Source organism: Sinorhizobium glycinis (assembly GCF_001651865.1).
Lineage (GTDB): Bacteria > Pseudomonadota > Alphaproteobacteria > Rhizobiales > Rhizobiaceae > Sinorhizobium > Sinorhizobium glycinis.
Genome location: NZ_LPUX01000067.1, coordinates 180,302 through 201,152 on the forward strand (window position 1 = coordinate 180,302; position 20,851 = coordinate 201,152).

Consider the following 20,851-nt stretch of genomic DNA (forward strand, 5'->3'; position numbering starts at 1 on the left):
AGGAAGGGAAGGACGCCTGAAACCTTTGGTGTTTGCCTCGTTTGCCCTGGCCGGGCTGTCAGTCGTGCTTTCTGTCGTGGCGCTGCTCTTCGCAGCAGGGGTACTTTCGCCTCTGCGCGACGGCTCGGATTTGGATGGCCGGATGCACGCTTATCTCCTGGCCAACCCAGAAGTCCTCATCGAATCCATGAATGGCCTGCAAGCGCGTCGGCAGGCAGCGGAAAACAACGATCTGACGGCCGTCATTTCGCAGCGGCACGATGAAATTTTCAATGATCCCGGTTCGCCCGTCGGGGCCAATCCAAAGGGGGAGGCCATCCTGGTCGAGTTCTTCGACTACAATTGCCCTTACTGTCGCCAGGCGACGCCGATGCTCGACAAACTCGAGCAGGAGGACAAAGGGTTGCGCCTCGTCTTCAAGGAATATCCCATCCTTGGTCCGGGCTCAGTCTTCGCCGCCCGAGCCGCGCTCGCTAGCCAGAAGCAGGGCAAATACCTGGCCTTCCACAAGGGGATGATGGCCTACCAGGGCCGCATAACGGAAACCTCCAGTCTGGAAGTCGCAGCCAATGTCGGTCTCGATGTCGAGCAGTTGAAGCAAGACATGAAGGACCCCGCGATCGACGAGATCATCAAACGCAACGTCGCACTGGCGCAGGCCTTGCACATTTCCGGTACGCCAAGCTTCGTCGTCGGCAAGGAAATCGTGCAGGGCTTGACCGACGCCAGTTCTCTGAAGCGGTTGATCGCATCTGCACGGGGGAGCTAGGAAACCGTGTCGGCGATCTCGAACATCGGTCTGATCACAGCCTTCACGGCCGGGCTGATCTCGTTCCTGTCGCCCTGCGTCCTGCCGCTCGTGCCAGGTTACATCTCGTATGTTTCGGGTCAGTCGCTCGGCAGCCATCCTGGGTCGGGGGCCAACCGGCTCGCGACGCTGTCCCTCAGCCTCTGCTTCGTGCTCGGCTTCTCGACCATCTTCGTGGCGCTCGGGGCGACCGCCACGGCCTTCAGTCGGCTTCTCCTGTTCTATCGATACGAGGCGACACTCGTTGGCGGCGTGATGGTGATTGTTTTCGGCGTGTTCATGACCGGCCTCGTCCGCTTGCCCTGGTTCGAACGGGATCTGCGCTTCCACGGCAGCATCCGCGGCGGTCGTCCGGTCGGTGCGTTTCTGCTGGGACTCTCCTTCGGCTTTGGCTGGACCCCGTGCATCGGTCCCGTGCTGGGCGCGATCCTCACCGTTAGCGCGCTCTCGTCTACGGCTTCGGCGGGCATTGTTCTCCTCGCCATCTATTCGCTGGGTCTCGGCGTTCCGTTCCTGTTGGCCGCGGCTTTTGCGGATCACCTAATGCAGCGGCTGAAGTCCATGCGCCGCCTTGGACGAGCGCTGCAGGTCGGCGCGGGCGGCGTGATGGTCGCGATGGGTGTCGCCATGATCTCCGGCACGATGACGGCCTTCTCGTTCTGGCTCCTGGAGAACGTGCCGATGCTCGCGCGGATTGGCTAAAGGAGGGCGTGAGATGCAGATAAGACTTCAACCGGGACTACGGCTCTCTCGAAGGGATTTTTCCTTCATGGTGGGGCTCTTCGCACTCCAATGTTCGGCGCAGGCGGCTCAATCATCGGCCCTCAACGAGCGGTTCGATTTCTTGAGCAAGAACGGCAATAGCACTTGTTCGGCGACATTCACGGAGTCGATTGCCAAGATGCCGGTCACCGCTCGACTCCAGGGTTCTTGCTGCGCACCCATGGATCGGCATCGCTACGGCGAGCAGGTCGAGGCGCTCAAGAAATATGCCGCAATCGCGGAGATTCCTCCGGATCCGTATGACGTCGCCGCCGGGATCGCGCAGAAGGCCATGCGCTTCTACGACTTGGCGCTCTCGCCCGATGAGCAGCGGGCCTATCAGTATGCGATGGACAATTCGGACGAGCGCGGGCCTTGCTGCTGTCGGTGCTGGCGGTGGCAGGTCTATGGCGGACTAGGCAAATTCCTCATCCGCGAGCACCGCTTCACGGGCGAGCAGTTGGTCGACGTCTGGAACCTCTCGAGCGGCTGCGGCGGAGGCGACGAGCACCGCCACGGCTGAGAAGGGCAGTCGATCTCTGCGACCGCTTGCCCGAACGGCACCCCAACCTGTTCACCACCGCGAGTGGGTCGGATGCAAGCTTGTCCGAACCAGATGCTGTAGAGTGCTGACGGCGACGGGGCGCGAGACCTCGCCAGGCAAGTGAGAAAGCCTGCTTCAACCACCGAAGACTGAACAAATTTCGGAGCCGGAGGGAACGGAGCGCGGAACCGCCGGATTACCGAAATTCTGAAACCGCGAGGATCGGCCATGCACAGTTTCAGCCCCGGTATCGCTCATCCTGAACATTCTGAGATCTCTGGCCCGGTGTGGAATGCCGCAAGAGTGCTCCTGAGCTTTCCCTTGGGGCTCCTCGTCGGCGCGTACTTCCCCGCGAAGGCAGACGCTCACAGCGCGCCTTCAGGATGGGTCTATCCGTACCAGTGCTGCAGTGACCGCGACTGTGAGCCGGTCCACGGTGCCGCGGTAGTGGAAGGCCCCGAAGGATATTTGGTGGAGCAAACAGGCGAGGTCATAAGCTACAGCGATCCGAGGCTGAAAACCTCACCCGACGGTGAATTTCACCTATGCCTGCCTTCGGGTCGCATCCGTTCCCGAGCGATATGCCTGTTTGTGCCGCCCCGCTCGTTCTAGGCTGCCGCACCGCCGATTCCGTACTCCGCAAGAACCTAAAGCTATCGCCGCGGCGGCCTGCGCATGGGCGGCGCAAGGCTCAGTTCGTCCGTTGAACCTTAGCCCCTGTTGCTCAATCGTCCTTGAATCGCATTCATCTGGTCGATCTCCTGGCGCTGTCCTTGAGAGATATTGTTACAGAGATCGATAAGTTCCTGATCCGTGAGACTGGCTTTACGACACATCAGGATCGCGCCGGAGTGGTGCGGGATCATCGAAGCGATGAACTGTCGATCACCGACAAGGGTCTGGGTACGCGTTCCGGCGAAGGCGGCAACGAAGAGCAGGGCCAACCCGATGTAAAGGGCAGCGTTGAGACCCTTGTGCTGGTACATCCCGCCCATGGTCGCGAGCATGATGATTCCCATGGGAGCGACCATCGTCAGCGCCATATAGAGCGTGTTGATATTGTTCCGGAAATCGGGCAGGCCGTCGATCATGGAGAACATCACGAGGTACATGACGATGAGACTGAGCGCCATGTTGACCGCGAACATTAGGTAGCGATGAGTGGTCATGCCCTGGTGCTGCCTTGGTTCGTTCTCTCTCATGTCGACCTCCAGCGCTCAGCGACCATACCTGCGGGTCTATTCCTAAGCGGTAGGAACTGACGGTCCGGGCGTTCGTTCCATCACAACCGCCCGACGAGCACACGGTTTCAACCCAATTGTTCGCCGGATACTGAAATCGTACGAATAGACGTAGTTCGCATGATGGAAGGCAGGGCTTATTTATGTACGGCAAGGACTTGGTGTGGCTGCTCAACATTGTCGGGGCTGCGACGCTCTCCACGGCCCTGTTCTTCCGGGGCAGCAAATGAGCAGGACCGCGGTTCTTTTCCCAGTGCTCGGGATCGCCGGGGCGGGATTGGGGCTGGCAGTGGCGTGGCTTTGGCTCGCAGGACCGACAGCGACCGGCGACACGTCGGCCGCCACAGTCGCACTCGGGAAGACGCTCTATGCCAAGCGCTGTGCCGCCTGTCACGGTGTCGGGCTGGAAGGTCAGCGGTACTGGAAAAGCCCGCTTCCCTCCGGACGCATGCCGGCGCCGCCGCACGATGCATCCGGTCACACCTGGCATCACCCGGACGGCGTTCTCTTCCGCATCACAAAGGAAGGACCGGCTGCGGTTGTTGGCGGGGACTACCAAAGCGATATGCCGGGCTTCGGGAGTATCATGAGCGACGACGAGATCCGAGCAGTTCTCGCTTTCATCAAGAGCACCTGGCCGGAACGGGAGCGGGAGTATCAGGCGGAGATGAGCCGTCGCGAGCGGGAAGCAGTCCAGTGACAGTAGGCGTGCGCCTCTCGGATCATCGTCACCTCGGTCTAGCGCTGCCCTCGTACAGAGCCGTCACCGGTTTCGGGCCGGACGCATAGCTGGTCTCGGATGAACCGGGTGGAATTTCACCGCCCTGAATGATCGACCGTGCAGGGCGCGACCGTATCCACGCTCGCCGATCGAAATCCTGCCATTACAGAGACGAGGCTAAGCGGCCGATTGGCCGCGATCGCGCGATTCGCTCTGCGAGGTGCCCGATGAACCCTCCGCATCGCGTGCACCAGGGCAAACCCTACGGTGGCTTCGGCTGCTCCGCTCCCTGGGGTCGCTGCGGCCGCTTGCCGGCCTGTGCCGGCGCGGCTGGAAAACGCGGGCGCTTTTGGAGTTGCGATAACGGCTTCAATGCTTGCTGTCGGACAGCGGAATGCCCTTTAGATGGGCCGAAAATGCGAAACCAGAATTCGTGGTCTGCCTCTCGACAATCGACGTAGGCCTCAAGCGCGCAATGAGCTACGGCCGTTGTGGCATCGACACCGTACAGCTCTACAGCGGCTTCGATGGCGCTCTCGTGATCGAAATTACCTGCAAAGATGCTTTTCACCCGGTCATACCTCATTTTCGTTGGCGGTCCTTGGCTTGGCTGGCTTGTCCCATTAACCTCATACCCTCGTCTGTCCACGAGATGGATGTTCGACTTCCTGCAAGCGGTCCACCCAAGAGGACAGGGTGCTGATCTCGACCAGGCCGTAATCGAGGAGAACGCGAAGCCGGCGCCACGGAAGGTCGATTTCCTCGCCCCGGGCAATCAGCGCCATGTCCTCCTGAACCTGCTGAACCGCGTTGATCTTCATGTTCACGAAGTCTTCCATTGTTGGTTGATGACCAATGCTCACCAATTCAATCTGAGACTTCAAGCATCAGGACGAAATATCTCCAGAGGGGATATGCGGCGCCAGTCGGGCCACGGCGGAAAGCCGCGCCCTGCGATGCAGGCCGCGGCTTTCTCACTTCGGCTTGTTGTCATTGTCGGCTTTGGCGTTGAAATCGCACTGGTAGCTGACCTCGACCTTGGCGATGAGCGGAAGCGAGACCGCCACCGAGATCTTCAACTGGCCCGTGTGGGACAGTTTGGCGACTTGCCGATTGAGGTAGAGGCGAAGGCGCCGGCCGGTTTTCTGGCAGAAGGTTACGAGCGCTTTCATGAGGTTGATCCTCCTTAGTGGTTGTGCGTAATCGCGAAGCTCGAATACGGCTGGCACGGCCGAGTGCACCGCGTAGCGGACGCAACGGAGCGAAGCGGAGAGGAGAACCCTTTGGGGTTGCACGCCAAGGCCGGGCCTGACGTATCGTGCGCAGAGTTAGATTGCGCATAGCCACTAAGGAGATACCGGGAAGCGCGGCCTTCGTAGCCCCGGCCGCCGACTTCGCCATCAATCGGCAAGTCGCCATCCGGCCGTCAGGCCGGAGCTCGGTCGCGGTCTCGCTGCCGCGGATCAGGCGCGCACCAGGCCTTCAACAGCCGACAACGACACCAAGCCGAAGTGAGACGGCCCGCTTGCGGGGCGGCCGCCGTGGATGGGGAGGGGAGCACGAGGGGAGGGGTGTCAAGGGCGCCCCTCGTTCCGTCCCTGGCCCGCTCGATGCGGGCTTGGGGCGGCCGGAGCGCTTTGAAGTTGGGAAGAAAATCGCCTATATTGATTTCCGGAGTGGGGACGAGCCTTGCGGCCCGCCCCCGTTTCCTAGAGCCAGAATTGGACTCGGATCCGCACTTGCCAGGTGGTCCGGGTCCTTTTCACGTCTAGGGTGATGCTAAGTGGCAGGAACCACATGCAACACCTCCGGTTCGGGGGCGAGGCCGTCGCCTCGGTCGGGGTGGCCCATCCTCCCCGAATGCGCCGCTGGCCCGGCGCTGCTGCTTCCGCCCTCGAAACTGATGTCCTCCTTCTTACCGTACTATGCCGAGTCGTTCACCAAGGCTCGGCGGGTGCGGCGGTCCCGCTTCCTTGAGCATCGCCAACATCATTTCCTTCGTCAGGCCGCGGACCTCGTAGCCTTGCGTCCGGGCGGCCTCGATGATGGATTCCAGGGTCGGGTATTCCTCAAGAAATGCGCCTAACCAAAGGGCGCATTCGTCGGTTTCCGGGTCTGGAAACGCCTGTAGAAAGAAGGTCCGCAACGGCCGATCGTAGCCGATCGTCCCTTCGTCGTCCGTTGTCGTCCCGTTCGTGATCTGCACGGTGTATCGACTCAATTTCCGCTCCTGTAGCTTTTGCTGCCGGCCGCGCTGTCGAATAGCGCGGCCAATCTTTGGTTGCAGTCTTAATAGCGTCCACACGTTTTCTAAAGCCGGAAATGCGCGACGAGCGCCTGATTGGCGCGGTGGCAAGCAAGGGCGTAGGCGACGATTTGCGCGATCAAATCCGGATCGGCCGCGCCCGCCCTCTTTGCCCTGTAGGCGAAGTCCTCCGCGAGCTCGCTGTCCTCCTCGCCGACATGCTTGTTGCCAACAATCCATGAAATCTGTGCGGTTGGGACTTCGAGCCGGGGCTTGATCGGAACGGCAGAAATCGAGCCCTTCCGGGTGCTCGCTGCGGCTCCGGCCTTCTCTGCCTCGGCTTCGGTCGGAAAATAGGCCATGACCAATTTCCGGCGCTGCGCGTCGGCGGCGCTGATGAAAGCGTGCCTGCCGTCCTCGGTCTTATACAGCGCCCAATCAGCGGCAGTGCCGCCGAAATAGGGGTCGCCCTTGCCATAAAACTCCACTGCGGAATAGATCGTGTCGACCATCGGAACTGTCCTCTTCTTGGATTTGGGCGAGTGATCAGGCGGCGCTAGCGCCGCTGATCATCTTCAACACGCGCTGTGCGGCGTAGCGTCCGGACTCGTTCAAGTGCCGTTGCCAAGCGCCTTGCGAGGGCGACCAGCGGAAGCCGTTTGCCTTCAACACGCGCCGCGTCGGGTCGTCCGGCTTGCCGGGGAAGATCAACTGGATACGCGCAATGTCGGCGTTCTCCTTGATCTCGACGGCGCCTGCGCTCGTCTCGACCTTTTCGGTTTGGGTGCCGCGCTCCTTCATCCTCGCAATCGCCGCAAGGCGTTGCTGCAGGCGGCGGAGTTCGGCGCGGCTGTTGGTCGTGGTGAAGCCGCGCCGGGACTGCCACGGCGCTAACTTGATGCCTCTCGCTGCGGCGTCGGCGGAAAGGCCGGTATGGGCCACAACGGCAGCAATCATGTCCTCTTCGCTGGAAAGGTCTTTCTCCATGCGCCGGATGATCGCGTTGGCGGCTTTCATCCGGTCGATGGAAAGCGCCAGCTCCTCGATGCGGGTAACGATGCGCTGCATCGCCACCGGATCGCCAGATCGGATCGGCTCATCGTCCGTGCCGTGCGGGAAGGCCTTCCGCTTGGCGGACTTGCGGGCCATTGCGTCGTGCGCCTTCAGATCGGCGCGGCGGGCGTCCGAAATCCTCATGCCGCTTTTCGTTGCGGGCCACGGGAAAGCGGGCAGGGCCGGTAATAAACCAGTTCATGCAACGGCCTTCTGCCGCCCAATAGCGGCGCGTCAAATCGACATGACGCCGCGCGAAGGCTTCGATTTCAGCCTCCGGGATCGGCTCGCAAGCCTTGTTCCAAAGTTCCACGACATAGGCGCCAAACTGATTCAGCCGCTCGGCCAGGTCCGCAAGCTCTGACCTTGCGCGCCGGTCGGGAAAGTGGGTGAGCGCGTGAAACTGCGGCTCGATGTCCTCCGCCGCAATGGTTGCGGCGAAGGTTCCTGCGACGATGGCGAGGATGTTGTTTTCGAGCGCTGCGATTTTCATCATGCCTCTCCCTCGACAAGGGTAGGGGCGCGGCGCTCGATGCGGCATTGCAAACCTGCGAGCGCACCGGCGATGATGATACCGCCCGGCGAAATCTCGTCTGCCTTTGCGAATACCGGATCCAGGACCGGGCGGCAGCATTTGAAATGCTTCGCTGAATCCTCAAGGCTGATGAGGGGGGACGTATAAGGCGTGCTGCCATCGCCTCCGACAAGCACGATCTTGCCTGCGATCGGCTGCGGAAAGCCCTCAAAGATCGTGAAGGCGGTCAACCCGTCCTGCAGTCCTTCCTCGTCGACGAAAAGCGTGTGCCGCTCATCGAACCGCACGACCTCCAGCAGGCGGCAGCCGATAATCGCGTAAAGCGGCCGGATGCCCAGATCGACCTGAAGCTCTACCGGCTTAAAAATCGTGGTTTCCGGATCCAGCACATAAGCGGTGTTTGCTCTTACCATTTTCTAGCCCTTTCCTTCCCGCGAAGCGGTCTAGCGTCTGCCCGAGGGGCAGGAGCCCCGCTCCTGCTCCCCGAGCTCGCGCGGAGCAGCGGGAGAGAGGGAGGCAAGGGAACAAAACGGAGGGGGTTCGCCCGCCCGAGGCCAAAGCCGAAGGGGCGACGCAAAATCCGCGCATGCGGATTCGTCGATCCTGCACGGAGCGAGCCGGAGGCGAGGGGAGGAAGGACGGGGAGACCGTTTTTTCCCTTGTGAGGGAGAGAGGGCAGCGCCCTCTTTCCCTCCTTCAGGAAGGCAAAGCCGGCCGCCTGGCGGCCGCCATTTCAGATACGAGAAGGGCCGCCCTGGCTCGTAGATCAGGACGGCCCCGTGGTGCATGACAAGAAGGGCTAGCGACTTGCCACGACCAACTCTCGATTGTCGTTGCCGGTTGGCAATATGCTGATTTCACCGCAAGCTGTAAACTGCTTTCATAAGCAATCTGATGCAGTCATGACGTGAAGGCCGCGAGGCGACTCTTGCGCAACCGATCGTTACCCCATTGGGCAAAGAACGCTTTTTGCGGTTTTCGTGCCGAAGGCATAGAGCGGGGTCGCGTCAGCGATGCGCCAAATTGATACCACCCGAGACGTTTTGTGGGTTCCAAGAACACAACCACTTCCATTAAAGTGGTCTGCACCATGAACAACCACCGGTAGGATGAATGGCAGGACCATCGCTGGAGCAATGGATCTCGGATCTCGGATTGCAGCAAGTCAATGATCCGGACGTTGACAAACCAGTTTATCGGCTACCACCCCGGACGGTCGAATTACACTCGGCGCCGTGCCCGAAACCTCTCCCGGCCGAAACTGGCGCGCCACTGCTTGGTATAACCGAAGCGGTCTACGCCCGCTACGAAGCAAGCGTTTCCCGCCTGACGGTAGGCCGTCTGATCCATCTCTGCGCGGTGCTCGGGGCAAGTCCGATGAGCTTCTAGCGCCGGCAGCTCCCCATCTGTGGGGCGAAAACCAAAGCAAAGTGGATCCGCTGCTGGCCTGCATGGACAAGCTGCGAGCCTTCGACGAAGAAACCGTTTTCAGCCTGTTCGATTGACTAGGGACGACCGGCACGAGCGGTCGCTGCTGGAGAGCGAGATCCCGCCTTGGCTGCGGCAGCGCGGCCTAGCGCGTATTGCACCACATTTACCGCCTCCTCTTGAGCCACAACGGGATTCCCCGTCGCAGGGCATCCTCAAAGTTCAGTAGCTGTAGAACGTCGCTGGCCTCGTTGGAATGTAGACCGGCTGCAAAGCGCTCGCCTCCATTATCCGCATCAAGCACAGCGGGTCGGCCTGTGAAGACGTCGAATACCGTCCAGGTTCCGTCTAACTCCCGCCTCAAGTCGTATCGGAGGGTGGTCATGGCGGCGACATTTCAGGGTGAGGCCGAAGTATGCCGTGCAATTTTCTGATGATCGAGACGGGACAGGCGGCGAGGGGCGGCATAGTTTGCCGCGCTTTACGATTTCTTGCTCCCGGCCTTCTTGTTCTCGAGGCTCTCCTTGAGTGCCGACATCAGGTCGATGACATTGCCGGTATAGGTTGGACCGCCGTCCTTGCCTTTCGGCTTGGCACCTTTTTTGGCCGATTTTCGCTTGTCCTCTATGATCTCACGCAGCCTTTCCTGCACCGGGTCGTGGGCCATTTTCGGATTCCATGGCTTGCTGCGCTCTTCGATCACCTTGGTTACGAGGTCCATCAGCTTGGGATCGTTATCTCCCTCGCCGATATCGCCAAAATAGTTTTCCGGCTTCCTGACTTCGTCGCCGTAGCGTAGCGTCCACACGACAATTCCGTTGCCGCACGGCTCCAACATCACGGCTCGCTCGCGACGGCCGATGACGAGCCGCGATATGCCGACGACCTTTTCCGCCTCCATCGCATCGCGGATGACGCTGAAAGCCTCATGGCCGACCTCGTCCGACGGCGACAAGTAGTGCGGCTTCTCAAGCCAAATCCATTCGATCGTGTCGCGGGGCACGAATTTTTCGATGTCGATGGTCCTGGCACTTTCGAGTGCGACGCTCTCGAGCTCCTCGTCCTCGATGACGAGGAAGTCGTTTTCGCCGCGTTCGTAGCCCTTCACCTCATCGTCTTCATCAACTTCCTCGCCGGTCACCAAGTCGACATAGCGTGAGACGACGCGATTGTTTGTTTTCCGGTTGAGGGTGTGGAAGCGGACCTTCTCCGACTCGCTGGTCGCCGGCATCATCGAAACCGGGCAGGTGACGAGCGAGAGCTTGAGATAGCCTTTCCAATATGGACGTGGGGGAGCCATCGTTCACTTCCCTTAGCTGGCGCGGCGACGCTGGGCAGGCGCTCTCTTCGCCGCCGTCTTTGTTTTCGCCTTGGCTGCGGCCGATCGCGTTGCCTTTGCTCGGCCCTTGGCAGCGCTTGCCTTGCCCGCCCGTCGCTTCGGTTCGGCCGCGGCCGTGATGCCGGCGCTCTGACGCAGAGCCTCCAGCAGCTCATTCGGCTTCGAGACCTTTGGAGGCGCCCGCTTCGGCAGGGTCTTGCCCTCAAGTTTGGCTTTGACCAGCTCGGCGAGCGCGGCCTCGTAGCGGTCGTCGAATTCGTCGGCCGAGAAGCTTCCCTTCTTCGTGCCGATAATGTGCTTGGCGAGGTCCAGCATCTCGCCCTTGATCTTGATGTCGGGAATTTCTTTGAAGGCCTCTTTGGCGCTTCGGACCTCGTAGTCGAAGTTCAACGTGGTAGCGATCAGCCCTTTGTCATGCGGGCGGAGCAGCACGGTACGCATTCGCCGGAAGAGGACTGTATGCGCGATCGCGGCGACCTTCTTCTTGCGCATGCCTTCGCGCAGAAGGGTGAATGCGTCGATGCCCATCTTGTCGGGCGTCATGTAGTAGGGCTTGTCAAAATAGACCTTGTCGACGTCGTCACAGGTGATGAACGCCTCGACGCGCAGCGTCTTGTCGCTCTCCGGAACCGCGGAGGCAACCTCCTCCGGCTCAAGCACGACATACCGGTCATCGTCGACTTCATAGCCTTTGACCTGGTCTTCCTTTTCAACCGGTTTTCCGGTCGCGCTGTCGACGAATTCGCGGCGCACCCGATTGCCGGTTTCTCGGTTGACCGTATGGAAGGAGATGCGCTCGGAGGTCGAGGTGGCGGTGTAGAGCGCCACCGGCGCGGTCACTTCGCCAAATCGAACATAGCCCTTCCATTGAGCTCGTGCCGCGACTGCCATGGCGTTACTCCTGGCGCATCTGCAAAATCAGGGAGTCAACCGAATCGCTTTCCCGTTTGTTCCGGGCGAACGACAAATCTTTTCAAGGATTTTCGTGCGGAAGCTCACAGGCCGCGGCGGCGCGTTGGCGGACGGCTCGTAGTGAATGCGTCCGGTTTCAGCCCCCGCTCAATATCTTTCCACGTGACAGGTGCCGCAACTGGAAAGCCGGCACGCGCGCGCGGCGAGTACGCGCCGACGGCGGTGGTGCCGCGCCCGTTCCTGATATAGTCGAGAAAGAGCTTGCCGGGTCGGTGCGAGAGTTGGGCTGACGTGACATAGCGCTCCCGATCCGTGGCGGCGAACTGTTGTGCCAGGCGCTTGGCGTAAGCATGCACCGCATTGTGGGTCAGCCTTTCCTCCAGAGGCGCCATGAGATGAACGCCCTTGCCGCCGGTCAGCTTCGGCCAGGCCTTGAAACCCTCCGCATGGAGCAGATCCCGGAGCCGCAAGGCTGTCTCTATGACGAACTCCCACGAGACGCCTTCGCCGGGATCGAGATCGAAGATCAACGTGTCTGCGTGTTCGATGTCGTCGACAGTCGCAGCCCAAGGATGCAGCTCAACGACGCCGATTTCGACCAACCCCAGCAGGCCCGGCAAGTCGTCGACCCACAGCCGAACGCCTTGGCCGCCCTCGCGCTTCTGCATGCGCAACTGGTGGACCGCCGGCGGAATCGGCGGCAGCGGCCCCTTGTGATAGAACGTCGTGCCGTTGACGTGCCTCACCAGCTTCAGCGGCCGGCCGCCAAGGAAATTGAGTGCGCGGTCGGAGACACGCATCCAATAGGCGGTGAGCTCATCCTTCGAGGGCACGACCGCATCAGGTAGAAGCTGCAAGATATTCACGCGAGGAACCCGGCCGTAGGCCGTGGCTGCTGCCGCGGGCTTTGCTCGTGACGGAGCAGGTTCGTCCTGCAGACCTTTGAAAACGGGCTCCCGCAATAGGCCGTCGTCGGTGACGCCACTGTATTCCACCTCAGCCTGGATGCGGGGTGCGATCCAGGTCGCCTTAGGTTTTTTGATCGGGTGGGAGAGGGGGCTTTTGCCGGTGACCAGCGGATTGAGCCGCTCGCGCACCTCTCGTGCGGCCGCGAGACTGTAGCCGGTTTGCGCCTTGCCGGCATAAACCAGGCGGTCGTCTTCCCAGCGACCGAGATAGAGGGAAGCAATCCTGCGCGGCTGTGCGCCGAGCTTTTCCACGAAGGCGATGATGGGGAAGGCGTCACGCTTCGTGCACTTCGTTTTCGTCCAAAGCTCCTGACGGCCAGACCGGTATGGCGCGTCCTTGCGCTTGGAGACGATACCTTCGAGCCTCATCATGCATGCGTGCTCATACACCTGAGCGCCTTCGTCGATGTCGAGATGATCGACGTAGGCAATGGCCCCCCCACGGTCGCCTATGAGCTGGCGCAAGACCCGCTTCCGCTCGATCAACGGCACCCCCCTGAGGTCGTATCCGTCCATGTAAAGCAGGTCGAAGGCCTGAAAGGTCAGCCGCGCCGATGAGCCTTTCGAGAGCTCGCGGCGAAGTGCTTGAAAATCGGGCAGGCCGGTCTTGCCGAAGACGGTCGCCTCGCCGTCCATCACCGCATCATGGTCGGCGAGCGCCTTGGCGGCGGTCGCGATCGGCCTGAACTCGCGCGTCCAATCAAGCCCCGTTCGCGAGTAGATCGTCACCTCCCCGCCGTGCACATGGAGTTGCGCCCGATAGCCGTCGAACTTGATCTCGTGCAGCCAGTCAGAGCCATTTGGCGGCCGCTTCTTCAAGGTCGGATGGCACGGCTCAATGAACCCGGGGGAGGGAGCCTTTTTTGCGCCTGTTTTCGCCATTCGAAGCGCAGCCGAGGTCGGCCTCTTCCAGTTCGTGCGTTTGCTGTGGCTCTGGGCGGGCGCTTTCAAGACACGCCTCCATGTCGTGCACTGCGCGCTTAATTCAGTCCGACGGGATTCGTTCCGAAGCAACGGCATCAACAGCCGCGCGACGGCGGCGAGCCTGAATTCGTTCATTGCGTCAAGCTTCTTTCCTGACCCTGTATATCTCGGTCAGAAAGATTGCGACCGCTGTGGCGGGCAGCGCGAAGCCGATCAAGGAGGCAAACCACCACCCACCAACGGCAAATGCCCAGGCACCCAAGGCAGAACCAATGGCGCCGCCGGTGAAGAAGATAGCCATGAACAGGCCGTTGAGTCGGCTGCGCAACTCCGCGCCGAGTTCGTAAATCGAGCGCTGCCCGGTCACCAACGTCATGGTCACGCCGAAGTCGAGCAGGATTGCAGCAAGCGTCAGAAGCGTGAGCGCAAGGGTTGACCCTTCAGAAGCGATTTGCGTCATCAGAAAAGCGACTCCGACGCTGAGAAGGCCGAATGCCGTTGCCGGCCGAACCAACCCCTTATCCGCGAGGCGCCCGGCGAGGGGGGAAGCAATTGCGCCCGCGACACCGGCCAGAGCGAAAAGCGCAATGCCGTTATGAGTCAGCCCAAATCGCGGGCCTGCAAGATAGAGCGGCGTGACGGTCCAGAAGAGGCTGAATGCGGCGAACTGACAGGCCTGATAAGCGGCGCGGCGCTGCAGGACCGGCTGCGTCGCGAGAAGCTGGGCCATCGACTTGAGCAGCTGGCCGTAGCTTAGCCGGGCCGCCGGCATGCGGGTCGGCAGTTGCACCCATAGCAGGGCTCCAAGTCCGACCATGACGATAGCGGAAAGATAGAAGACGGCATGCCAGGAGCTGAGGCCGGCGATCAGCCCGGAAATCGGCCGCGCCATCATGATCCCGACCATCAACCCGCTCATGATATTGCCGACGACGCGACCCCGAGCCGCATCCGGAGCAAGGTTGGCAGCGAAGGGCACGATCATCTGGACTGCAACCGAGCCTAGCCCGATGGCGAGCGAAGCGGCGAGGAAAGGTCCGGGTGCGGTTGAGAGGCCGGCCGCGATCAGGGCAAGAGTAACCAGGCTGATCATGGTCACGATCAGCCGACGATTTTCCAGGAGGTCACCCAGCGGCACGAGCAGCAGCAACCCCAGACCATAGCCGATCTGGGTCAGAGTGACGATCAGGCCGGCTGCCTCCGCCGGCAGGCCGATGTCGAATGCGATCGGGCCGGCGAGTGGCTGGGTATAGTAGAGGTTGGCGGCAATCAGGCCGCAGGCGGCGGCCATCAGAAATGTCATGCCGGCAGAGAGCCCAACCGGGTGCTGCGTCTGGGCGATGGAAGGAGTTGTCATTGGAAGTTCCTTGGGAGAAAGGAGGCGGGCGGTTTAATCAGTCGAGAATGCGCAAGACGGCTTCGGCGGAAGGGAGCATGTGGTTCTCCAGCTCTCCGGTTTTGCCGGCGATGCGGACGCCCTGAAGATAGGAAAACAGCGCAAGCGCGGTCCCCGCTGGATCGACGTCCTTGCGGATTGAGCCGTCCACGTGGCCATCGCGGATGAAACCTTCGAGCCGGGTGACGAGCTTGCGATTGTGTTCGCCGACCCTGTCGGCGATCTCGGCGTCGGACAGAACCAGTTCCACGGCGGCGCCAATGGCCAGGCATCCGCGCCTGCCGGTCTCGCCACAGGCGGACATGGCATAGGAATTGACCACGCGGGCAATCTTTTCGCGACCGGTGGAGGCTGAAGACAGCGCCTGATCCAGAAGATCGGCCCGGATCTGTTTATAGCGGTCGTAGGCGGCGACGAAGACGTCACGCTTGTCACGAAACGCCTTGTATATGCTGCCAGCGGTCAGTCCCGTCTCCGCTTTCAGTTCGGCGATGGAGGTCCCGTGATAGCCCTTTTCCGAGAATATGCGGATCGCCGCATCCAGAGCGCGGTTCATGTCGAATTCGCGCGGCCGCCCGACGGGACGAGGAGAGGTGCTTCCGAAATTCATCTGATAACCTATTAGGAAACGACCATTTCCTAATAGGTTGCCGAATATGTTCGGTCAAGCCGCTTTAGCGTACGTCACCAATGGAATCTGGGCAAATGGTGGGTCAGGCGAGCCCACTGTCTTCGAGCGGGCCGACTCGGTCTCGTCTGAACCAAACCTACAGAAGAATAAGGGGCGAAGTTCCATAAGCTATCTTATGCGATATGTTATTGTAACGGCATTTTAGAGATGCGACATATGAGCCAGTTAGAGATGCGACAGTCGTCGCCGCTTGGGATGCTGGTCAAACGTCAAGGTTTGGAAGGAAGACTGGCGACGTGAAGCGTGGTTGAGACCATGAGCGTTCGGAGTCGTCATGTCTTGTTTGATCACCATGTCGCAGAAGGAATTGCATCGTCTTGAACTCATCCAACAGATTCGCGGCCGTAGCCTGACTGTCGTCGAGGCGGCCGCGTTGCTCGGTCTCAGTCGCAGTCAGGTGCACCGGCTGTTGCAGGCCTATGATCTGGCCGGCGCCGACGGTCTGGTCTCGAAGAAGCGCGGCCGGCCGAGCAACCGGCGCCACAGCGAGGACTTCCGCAACCTGGTGCTCGACCTGGTGCGTGAGCATTACGTGGATTTCGGACCAACGTTGGCCGCCGAGAAGCTGCTCGAACGCCACCGGATAGCCGTCAGCAAGGAGACGCTGCGTCAGTGGATGATGGAAGCCGGCCTCTGGGTGTCGCGACGCGAACGCAAGAAGCGGGTTTTCCAGCCGCGCGGCCGGCGCGATTGTTTCGGCGAACTCATTCAGATCGATGGCTCGCATCATTGGTGGTTCGAGAACCGTGGCCCCAAATGCGCCCTGCTCGTCTATATCGACGACGCCACCGGCAAGCTGTTGCATCTGCGCTTTGCGACTTCAGAGAACACCTTCGACTATCTCCACGCAACGAAGGCCTATCTGCAGCAATGGGGCAAGCCGATCGCCTTCTACAGCGACAAGCATGGCATCTTCCGCACCACCCATGCTTCCAAGAAGGACAGGACCAGTGGCCTGACGCAGTTCGGGCGGGCTCTTTATGAGCTCAACATCGACATCATCTGCGCCAACACCCCGCAGGCCAAGGGCCGCGTCGAGCGCGCCAACCAGACGCTGCAGGATCGTCTGGTCAAGGAACTGCGGCTGCGCGGCATCGACACGATCGCGGCGGCCAATGCCTATGCGCCGGAGTTCATCGCGGATTTCAATCGTCGCTTTGGCAAGGAACCGCGCAATCCGAAGGACATGCATCGGCCGTTTGCCGCGCATGAGAACCTCGATGGTGCCATGTGCCGCAAGGAGATCCGCAAGCTGTCGCAGGCCCTGACGCTGCGCTATGACAAGGTGCAATTCATCCTCGATCCGACCGATATCGCCAAGACGCTCGCCGGCAAGAAGGTCACTGTCTGCGACTATCCCGATGGCCGTCTCGAGATCACCCACGAGGGGACGTCCCTGCCCTACAGAACCTTCGACACGCTGCGCTCGGTGCACCGCTCCGAGGTGGTTGAGAACAAGCGCCTCGATGATATGCTGGCGCTGGTCGCCGAGATGCAGGCCGGCCGAGAGCAACAGCGCAGCAAAAGCGGGCCGCGTCGCACCGGCCAGACGGACCATATGTTCGGCATTCCCGACGGCAGCCAAAGCAATGGCTACCAAAAGCGCGGCACGAAGCCTGGCAGGAGGACGGATTTTACCAATGATCCGGTGGTCATCGCCCGGCGACAGCAAGCCCTTGCGCAGCTGAAAGCGGCGGAGTGATCGGGCTGTCAAAGCTAAAGTTTATTCTTTCACCCTAACCCATCCGCCGCCGACCGGCCTACGCAACCCTGACCAGCTCCAGCCGGCCGGCGGCTTGCGTCTGCGTACTTTGTAAACATATCAACTTGAAAACGCAGTAATAATGGATAGGATGAAGTCGCATTTCTAAGTTGACTACTTTGTCTCTTCTTTAAATAGCTGTGACAGTTATAACATAACTGCCCAATGACGACTGGCGTGTTCGACGCAATGTTCCACACGGGACACCGCCGCCGACATAATCGACAGCAGTGTGGTCTCAGCACACTATTGTGCAATCGACATAAAAGGAGACTCAGGAAACCGATGTGCTTGGCCGATCGCAAGGGGCTTCCAAGACGGAATTCATCTCATTGGGGTTCAGGGTGCCACGTGTCGCGATCAGGTAAGCCGCCATATAGGCCAGCTTCAGCCTCGATTCCCGATCGCCCCGCGGCCTGTAATTGACGATCGCCAGCCGGCCGGCTTCTTCATCCCGCGCAACATCTAACAGTCGGTTTGCATAGGCTACGTTCGTAACCTCGCTGGCCGCCCTGCGTTCATCCCACGCACGAACGGCGTCCGCGGTCGCCAGTTGCGCCGCTATATGCCGCTCCATCAAGTCGCAAAGGGAAACCGCAGTTTCCTCCCCGCTCTCTTCTTTTTGTCCCGCCTTGCGCTCCGGCGCTGACGCACTCAAAGCCGCGCTCGGGCGCGGAGAAATGGAGCCGGTACCACGGGACGAACGCGAACTGGATGACGACAACGATAGCATGGTGGAATGCCTCACCGATCAAGTTGCATTGCGGGCGTTAAGACCATTGATTGAGGCTGAAGGCACGATAGGATACGAAACGAAACGAAATTTGGGCCTTTAAGCCATTGGAAAAGAACGGAAAGATTTTTGTCGCACCGCCCAAGGACGGGAGCGATTTCAAGGAGCTGTTCAAGCAGTTAGCCGCTGCGGGAGCAGGCCGGCCATTGGGCAGTGACGGGTTTCCGCAAGGCCCATGGACGCCGGAGCTTCTGGCAGAGGCGATTTCTCAGATCGACTCCAACCGGATCGGGGTCGATTTGCGGACGGTGCAGCTCTGGTTTCAAGAGAACGAGAAGGGGATTAGCCCGTCCAACATTCGTTGGCTGGCGCGGGTCTTTGGGTGCGACGATCCGGAAGCGACCAGCGAATGGCAGATGGAGCTCAGCGCGGCGCAATCACGGCTAACCGCCAAGAGGCGAGATTCGAAGAAGGCGGGAAGCAGCACGGCGCTGCGGGTTCCAGATATGCCGCCGCCTGTGACGGTCGATAATCAGACGCAGCCTGCGGGCGATCTGCCACAAGGCATTGATGCCACCCGGCGCAGACAGGGTTTCAGCTTGGCGAGAATATCGGAGGCGCTTTTTAGCCATGGATCTCCCTTGAATCTACCGGCGTCGATATTCGCGGGTGCCTCCGCCCTTGGGTTTTTGTCGTATATCGTGGGGATCCACAGCGCCACCTATAGCCGGGCGGATGGTGTCGTTAAGCAGGTCGGTTTTCTATGGGCACCGAATTGGACGTTCCTCTTCATGGTGCTCTTGCCGCTATTTTTCGCGTTCGTGATAGAGCTGCTGGTCTTCTGGAAACATGACGCGCGCTTCAAGCTGGTAGCGCAGGGCGACCAGTTGGAAAGCGACGATGCCTGGACGCGCAACGTTCGAGCTTATTCGTACACATACTGGGCGGTTTTCTTGATCTGCGTCTTGTTCGCCGGTCTTTTTCAGTGGATCGGCGTGTGCTTGATCCCGTTGATCAACGGCGGTGGCAACTATGCGATAGATTGGGGCAAGTTAGCCATTGTGCGCCCTGAAGTTATATCAGTGCCACTTTCGATTGTTTTCACGGCGCTCGCATATCTCTACATGTGCCTATGCTTTTATCTTTTTTTCGCGGGCCTCATTTTGCTTCATACGATCGTCCATGATCTCTGGAGAATTGAAGAGGCATCAACTGTGCGACCGGTGGAACATCGGCGCGAGGGCGGTGAAATCGGCCTGAGGGTGATGCGGGGAATTTTCCGGTGTACTGTCCTGGGTGTTCTGGTCGCCATATGCATGAAGGTCCAAAGCTCTTACCTGAGCTCGAACGGAGGAGATATCGTGACCTGGATAGCCCACGATATGTCTTCGGCCGTGTATGAGCGCCACGACGGCGGCAATAGCTTCAGCTATAGAATGCCAACGCATTACAGCAGCCTCCTAGTCGCCATTTCGACCTGTATCGTTTTTCTGTACGGTTCCATCCGCTTGGGTGTCGAAAAGCGGTTCCGCGTGCCTCTATGGAGGATGTCTGCAGTCGTAGGGTTGCTCTTTGCCAGCTACTTGTTGATCGATGCCTTTGAGGGCTTTTCGATCCTCCTCGGCGTTGGAGTGCTGCTCGCGACATACGGCCTCTTTGATCCAGAGTTTGGGCGATGGCGAGTAAGCGAGTTAGGAAGCAACCAGAGTGTATCATAATTGGCTTGATCGTTGGGACGAGCGGCGGGCGCGGCGCGGTGAGGAAGCGAAGAAAGTAACGAATTTCATCCTCGACGCCGGCCGGGCCTTTCCGGCCGAGAAGAGGATAGAAACTATCGACGAGTTTTGTGTCCTTGCGGACCAGGCCCTGTCTGATTCAAGATTTTACGATGAGCCGAGCGGGAGCGGTCAGGGCTTTAAAAGGCACGATGGGTGGCTCAGATTTCCATCGGACATTTCTACTGACGTCGAAGAGAACAACGTCGTTTGGGCAAAAATCACCGAGAGCGGCTCGCTCGATCAGGCATTGGTGATTTTTCATCACTGGAATGCCAGCGCCCGAAATCGTCAGATTGCCAAGTTTTTCTCGCAGCATGGGATCACGGTTGTCGAGATTGCTATGCCTTATCACTTCGAGCGCAGCCGTCCCGGCTCGCTGTACGCCGATTATATGCTTAGTTCGAATCTCGGCCGAACGATCCAGTCTGTAAGGCAGGCCGTATGGGATGGGCGAAAGCTCATCCGCTGGCTGAAGAGCGAAGGCTATCGAGAGGTCTCGGTTCTTGGCATGAGCCTTGGCTCCTGGGTTGCGGGATTGATTGCTGCGCATGATCCGGCCGTATCGAAGGCCTCGTTATTTTTGACGGCGGGTAGTCTCGCAGACATGGTTTGGACGGGGCGCGCGACCCGATCGATACGTGATAGCCTTGAGCCAGAGATTGAGCTGAGCGATCTAAGAAGGGCTTGGGGTCCACTTAACATGGAGAACTACGTGCATCGTTTGGCACGGCCTAATCTAGATCTTCACGTTGTGTTGGCTAAGAGAGACAAAGTGGTCTTGCCAGAGCTGTCGGAGAGATTCATGCAGAGGCTGAAGGACGCCGGAGCCAGGCCAAATGTTTTGGAACTGAACTGTGGCCACTATTCGCTCGCCATGCCGCCTTACATTTTACTGGCCGGTTTGAGCTTGAAGCGGTTTCTATCGCGTGCGGACAAATCGACCCCGCGAACATGAAGTTAGCGTCGGGCGCCAGTTTGAGGGCATAGCGTTGGTTTCCCACTAAACAACGC

The 20,851-nt window shown here is 60.0% G+C and carries 21 protein-coding genes; 7 read left to right on the top strand and 14 right to left on the bottom strand.

Annotated features, from left to right (window positions below; all coding sequences use genetic code 11):
* Positions 1-76 precede the first annotated feature (76 nt).
* From AU381_RS25795 to AU381_RS30920, 3 genes are all read left to right on the top strand, one after another.
* The gene (locus AU381_RS25795; RefSeq protein ID WP_244520143.1) at positions 77-769 is read left to right on the top strand and encodes a DsbA family protein; all 693 of its coding nucleotides are present in this window, start codon (positions 77-79) and stop codon (positions 767-769) included.
* A gap of 6 nt (positions 770-775) precedes the next feature.
* On the top strand, positions 776-1,510 hold the full coding sequence (locus AU381_RS25800; protein ID WP_064244438.1) for a cytochrome c biogenesis CcdA family protein: 735 nt from the start codon (positions 776-778) through the stop codon (positions 1,508-1,510).
* A gap of 241 nt (positions 1,511-1,751) precedes the next feature.
* Positions 1,752-2,093 carry a hypothetical protein gene (locus AU381_RS30920; RefSeq protein WP_244520144.1) on the top strand — a complete coding sequence of 114 codons (342 nt, stop codon included), beginning with the start codon at positions 1,752-1,754 and terminating at the stop codon, positions 2,091-2,093.
* A gap of 731 nt (positions 2,094-2,824) precedes the next feature.
* Here AU381_RS30920 and AU381_RS25810 read toward each other — a convergent pair.
* Positions 2,825-3,316, bottom strand: coding sequence for a DUF305 domain-containing protein (locus tag AU381_RS25810; RefSeq protein ID WP_064244440.1), 492 nt, complete (start codon positions 3,314-3,316; stop codon positions 2,825-2,827).
* A gap of 265 nt (positions 3,317-3,581) precedes the next feature.
* On the opposite strand from AU381_RS25810, the gene AU381_RS25815 reads away from it, so the two are divergent.
* On the top strand, positions 3,582-4,055 hold the full coding sequence (locus AU381_RS25815; protein WP_064244441.1) for a c-type cytochrome: 474 nt from the start codon (positions 3,582-3,584) through the stop codon (positions 4,053-4,055).
* A gap of 650 nt (positions 4,056-4,705) precedes the next feature.
* Here AU381_RS25815 and AU381_RS25825 read toward each other — a convergent pair.
* The 12 genes from AU381_RS25825 to AU381_RS25880 form a co-directional block, all read right to left on the bottom strand.
* On the bottom strand, positions 4,706-4,903 hold the full coding sequence (locus AU381_RS25825; protein WP_156528665.1) for a hypothetical protein: 198 nt from the start codon (positions 4,901-4,903) through the stop codon (positions 4,706-4,708).
* 147 nt (positions 4,904-5,050) lie between these two features.
* The gene (locus tag AU381_RS29950) at positions 5,051-5,248 is read right to left on the bottom strand and encodes a hypothetical protein (protein WP_064244444.1); all 198 of its coding nucleotides are present in this window, start codon (positions 5,246-5,248) and stop codon (positions 5,051-5,053) included.
* 743 nt (positions 5,249-5,991) lie between these two features.
* Complete coding sequence (locus AU381_RS25835; protein WP_064244445.1) at positions 5,992-6,297, bottom strand: hypothetical protein; 306 nt, start codon at positions 6,295-6,297, stop codon at positions 5,992-5,994.
* 89 nt (positions 6,298-6,386) lie between these two features.
* Entirely contained in the window at positions 6,387-6,833 is a 447-nt protein-coding gene (locus AU381_RS25840; protein WP_064244446.1) for a hypothetical protein, read from the bottom strand.
* Positions 6,834-6,867: 34 nt separating this feature from the next.
* Positions 6,868-7,518 carry a hypothetical protein gene (locus AU381_RS30930; protein ID WP_244520145.1) on the bottom strand — a complete coding sequence of 217 codons (651 nt, stop codon included), beginning with the start codon at positions 7,516-7,518 and terminating at the stop codon, positions 6,868-6,870.
* On the bottom strand, positions 7,418-7,867 hold the full coding sequence (locus AU381_RS30935) for a hypothetical protein (RefSeq protein ID WP_244520146.1): 450 nt from the start codon (positions 7,865-7,867) through the stop codon (positions 7,418-7,420). Before AU381_RS30935 ends, AU381_RS30930 begins: the two co-directional genes overlap by 101 nt.
* On the bottom strand, positions 7,867-8,322 hold the full coding sequence (locus tag AU381_RS25850; RefSeq protein ID WP_064244447.1) for a DUF3846 domain-containing protein: 456 nt from the start codon (positions 8,320-8,322) through the stop codon (positions 7,867-7,869). Before AU381_RS25850 ends, AU381_RS30935 begins: the two co-directional genes overlap by 1 nt.
* A gap of 1,496 nt (positions 8,323-9,818) precedes the next feature.
* On the bottom strand, positions 9,819-10,637 hold the full coding sequence (ku, locus tag AU381_RS25860) for a non-homologous end joining protein Ku (RefSeq protein ID WP_064244449.1): 819 nt from the start codon (positions 10,635-10,637) through the stop codon (positions 9,819-9,821).
* Positions 10,638-10,649: 12 nt separating this feature from the next.
* Positions 10,650-11,567, bottom strand: coding sequence for a non-homologous end joining protein Ku (gene ku, locus AU381_RS25865; protein WP_064244450.1), 918 nt, complete (start codon positions 11,565-11,567; stop codon positions 10,650-10,652).
* Positions 11,568-11,671: 104 nt separating this feature from the next.
* The gene (ligD, locus tag AU381_RS25870; RefSeq protein WP_082910381.1) at positions 11,672-13,576 is read right to left on the bottom strand and encodes a DNA ligase D; all 1,905 of its coding nucleotides are present in this window, start codon (positions 13,574-13,576) and stop codon (positions 11,672-11,674) included.
* Between the two features lie 43 nt (positions 13,577-13,619).
* The gene (locus tag AU381_RS25875; protein WP_064244451.1) at positions 13,620-14,837 is read right to left on the bottom strand and encodes an MFS transporter; all 1,218 of its coding nucleotides are present in this window, start codon (positions 14,835-14,837) and stop codon (positions 13,620-13,622) included.
* A gap of 37 nt (positions 14,838-14,874) precedes the next feature.
* Positions 14,875-15,486, bottom strand: coding sequence for a TetR/AcrR family transcriptional regulator (locus tag AU381_RS25880; RefSeq protein ID WP_064244452.1), 612 nt, complete (start codon positions 15,484-15,486; stop codon positions 14,875-14,877).
* A 355-nt stretch (positions 15,487-15,841) separates the two neighbouring features.
* On the opposite strand from AU381_RS25880, the gene AU381_RS25885 reads away from it, so the two are divergent.
* Positions 15,842-17,269, top strand: a complete 1,428-nt coding sequence (locus AU381_RS25885; protein WP_064244453.1) for an ISNCY family transposase — start codon at positions 15,842-15,844, stop codon at positions 17,267-17,269.
* 334 nt (positions 17,270-17,603) lie between these two features.
* Here AU381_RS25885 and AU381_RS25890 read toward each other — a convergent pair whose 3' ends face one another.
* Positions 17,604-17,987 (bottom strand): hypothetical protein, encoded by a 384-nt coding sequence (locus AU381_RS25890; RefSeq protein WP_244520148.1) that lies wholly within the window; start codon positions 17,985-17,987, stop codon positions 17,604-17,606.
* A gap of 182 nt (positions 17,988-18,169) precedes the next feature.
* Here AU381_RS25890 and AU381_RS25895 point away from each other — a divergent pair, with 182 nt between their 5' ends.
* Together AU381_RS25895 and AU381_RS25900 are read left to right on the top strand one after the other, a co-directional pair.
* Complete coding sequence (locus AU381_RS25895; protein ID WP_064244455.1) at positions 18,170-19,780, top strand: RcgA family putative transporter; 1,611 nt, start codon at positions 18,170-18,172, stop codon at positions 19,778-19,780.
* Entirely contained in the window at positions 19,770-20,795 is a 1,026-nt protein-coding gene (locus AU381_RS25900; RefSeq protein ID WP_064244456.1) for an RcgR family putative quorum lactone hydrolase, read from the top strand. The genes AU381_RS25895 and AU381_RS25900 overlap by 11 nt, the downstream gene beginning before the upstream one ends.
* Positions 20,796-20,851 lie beyond the last annotated feature (56 nt).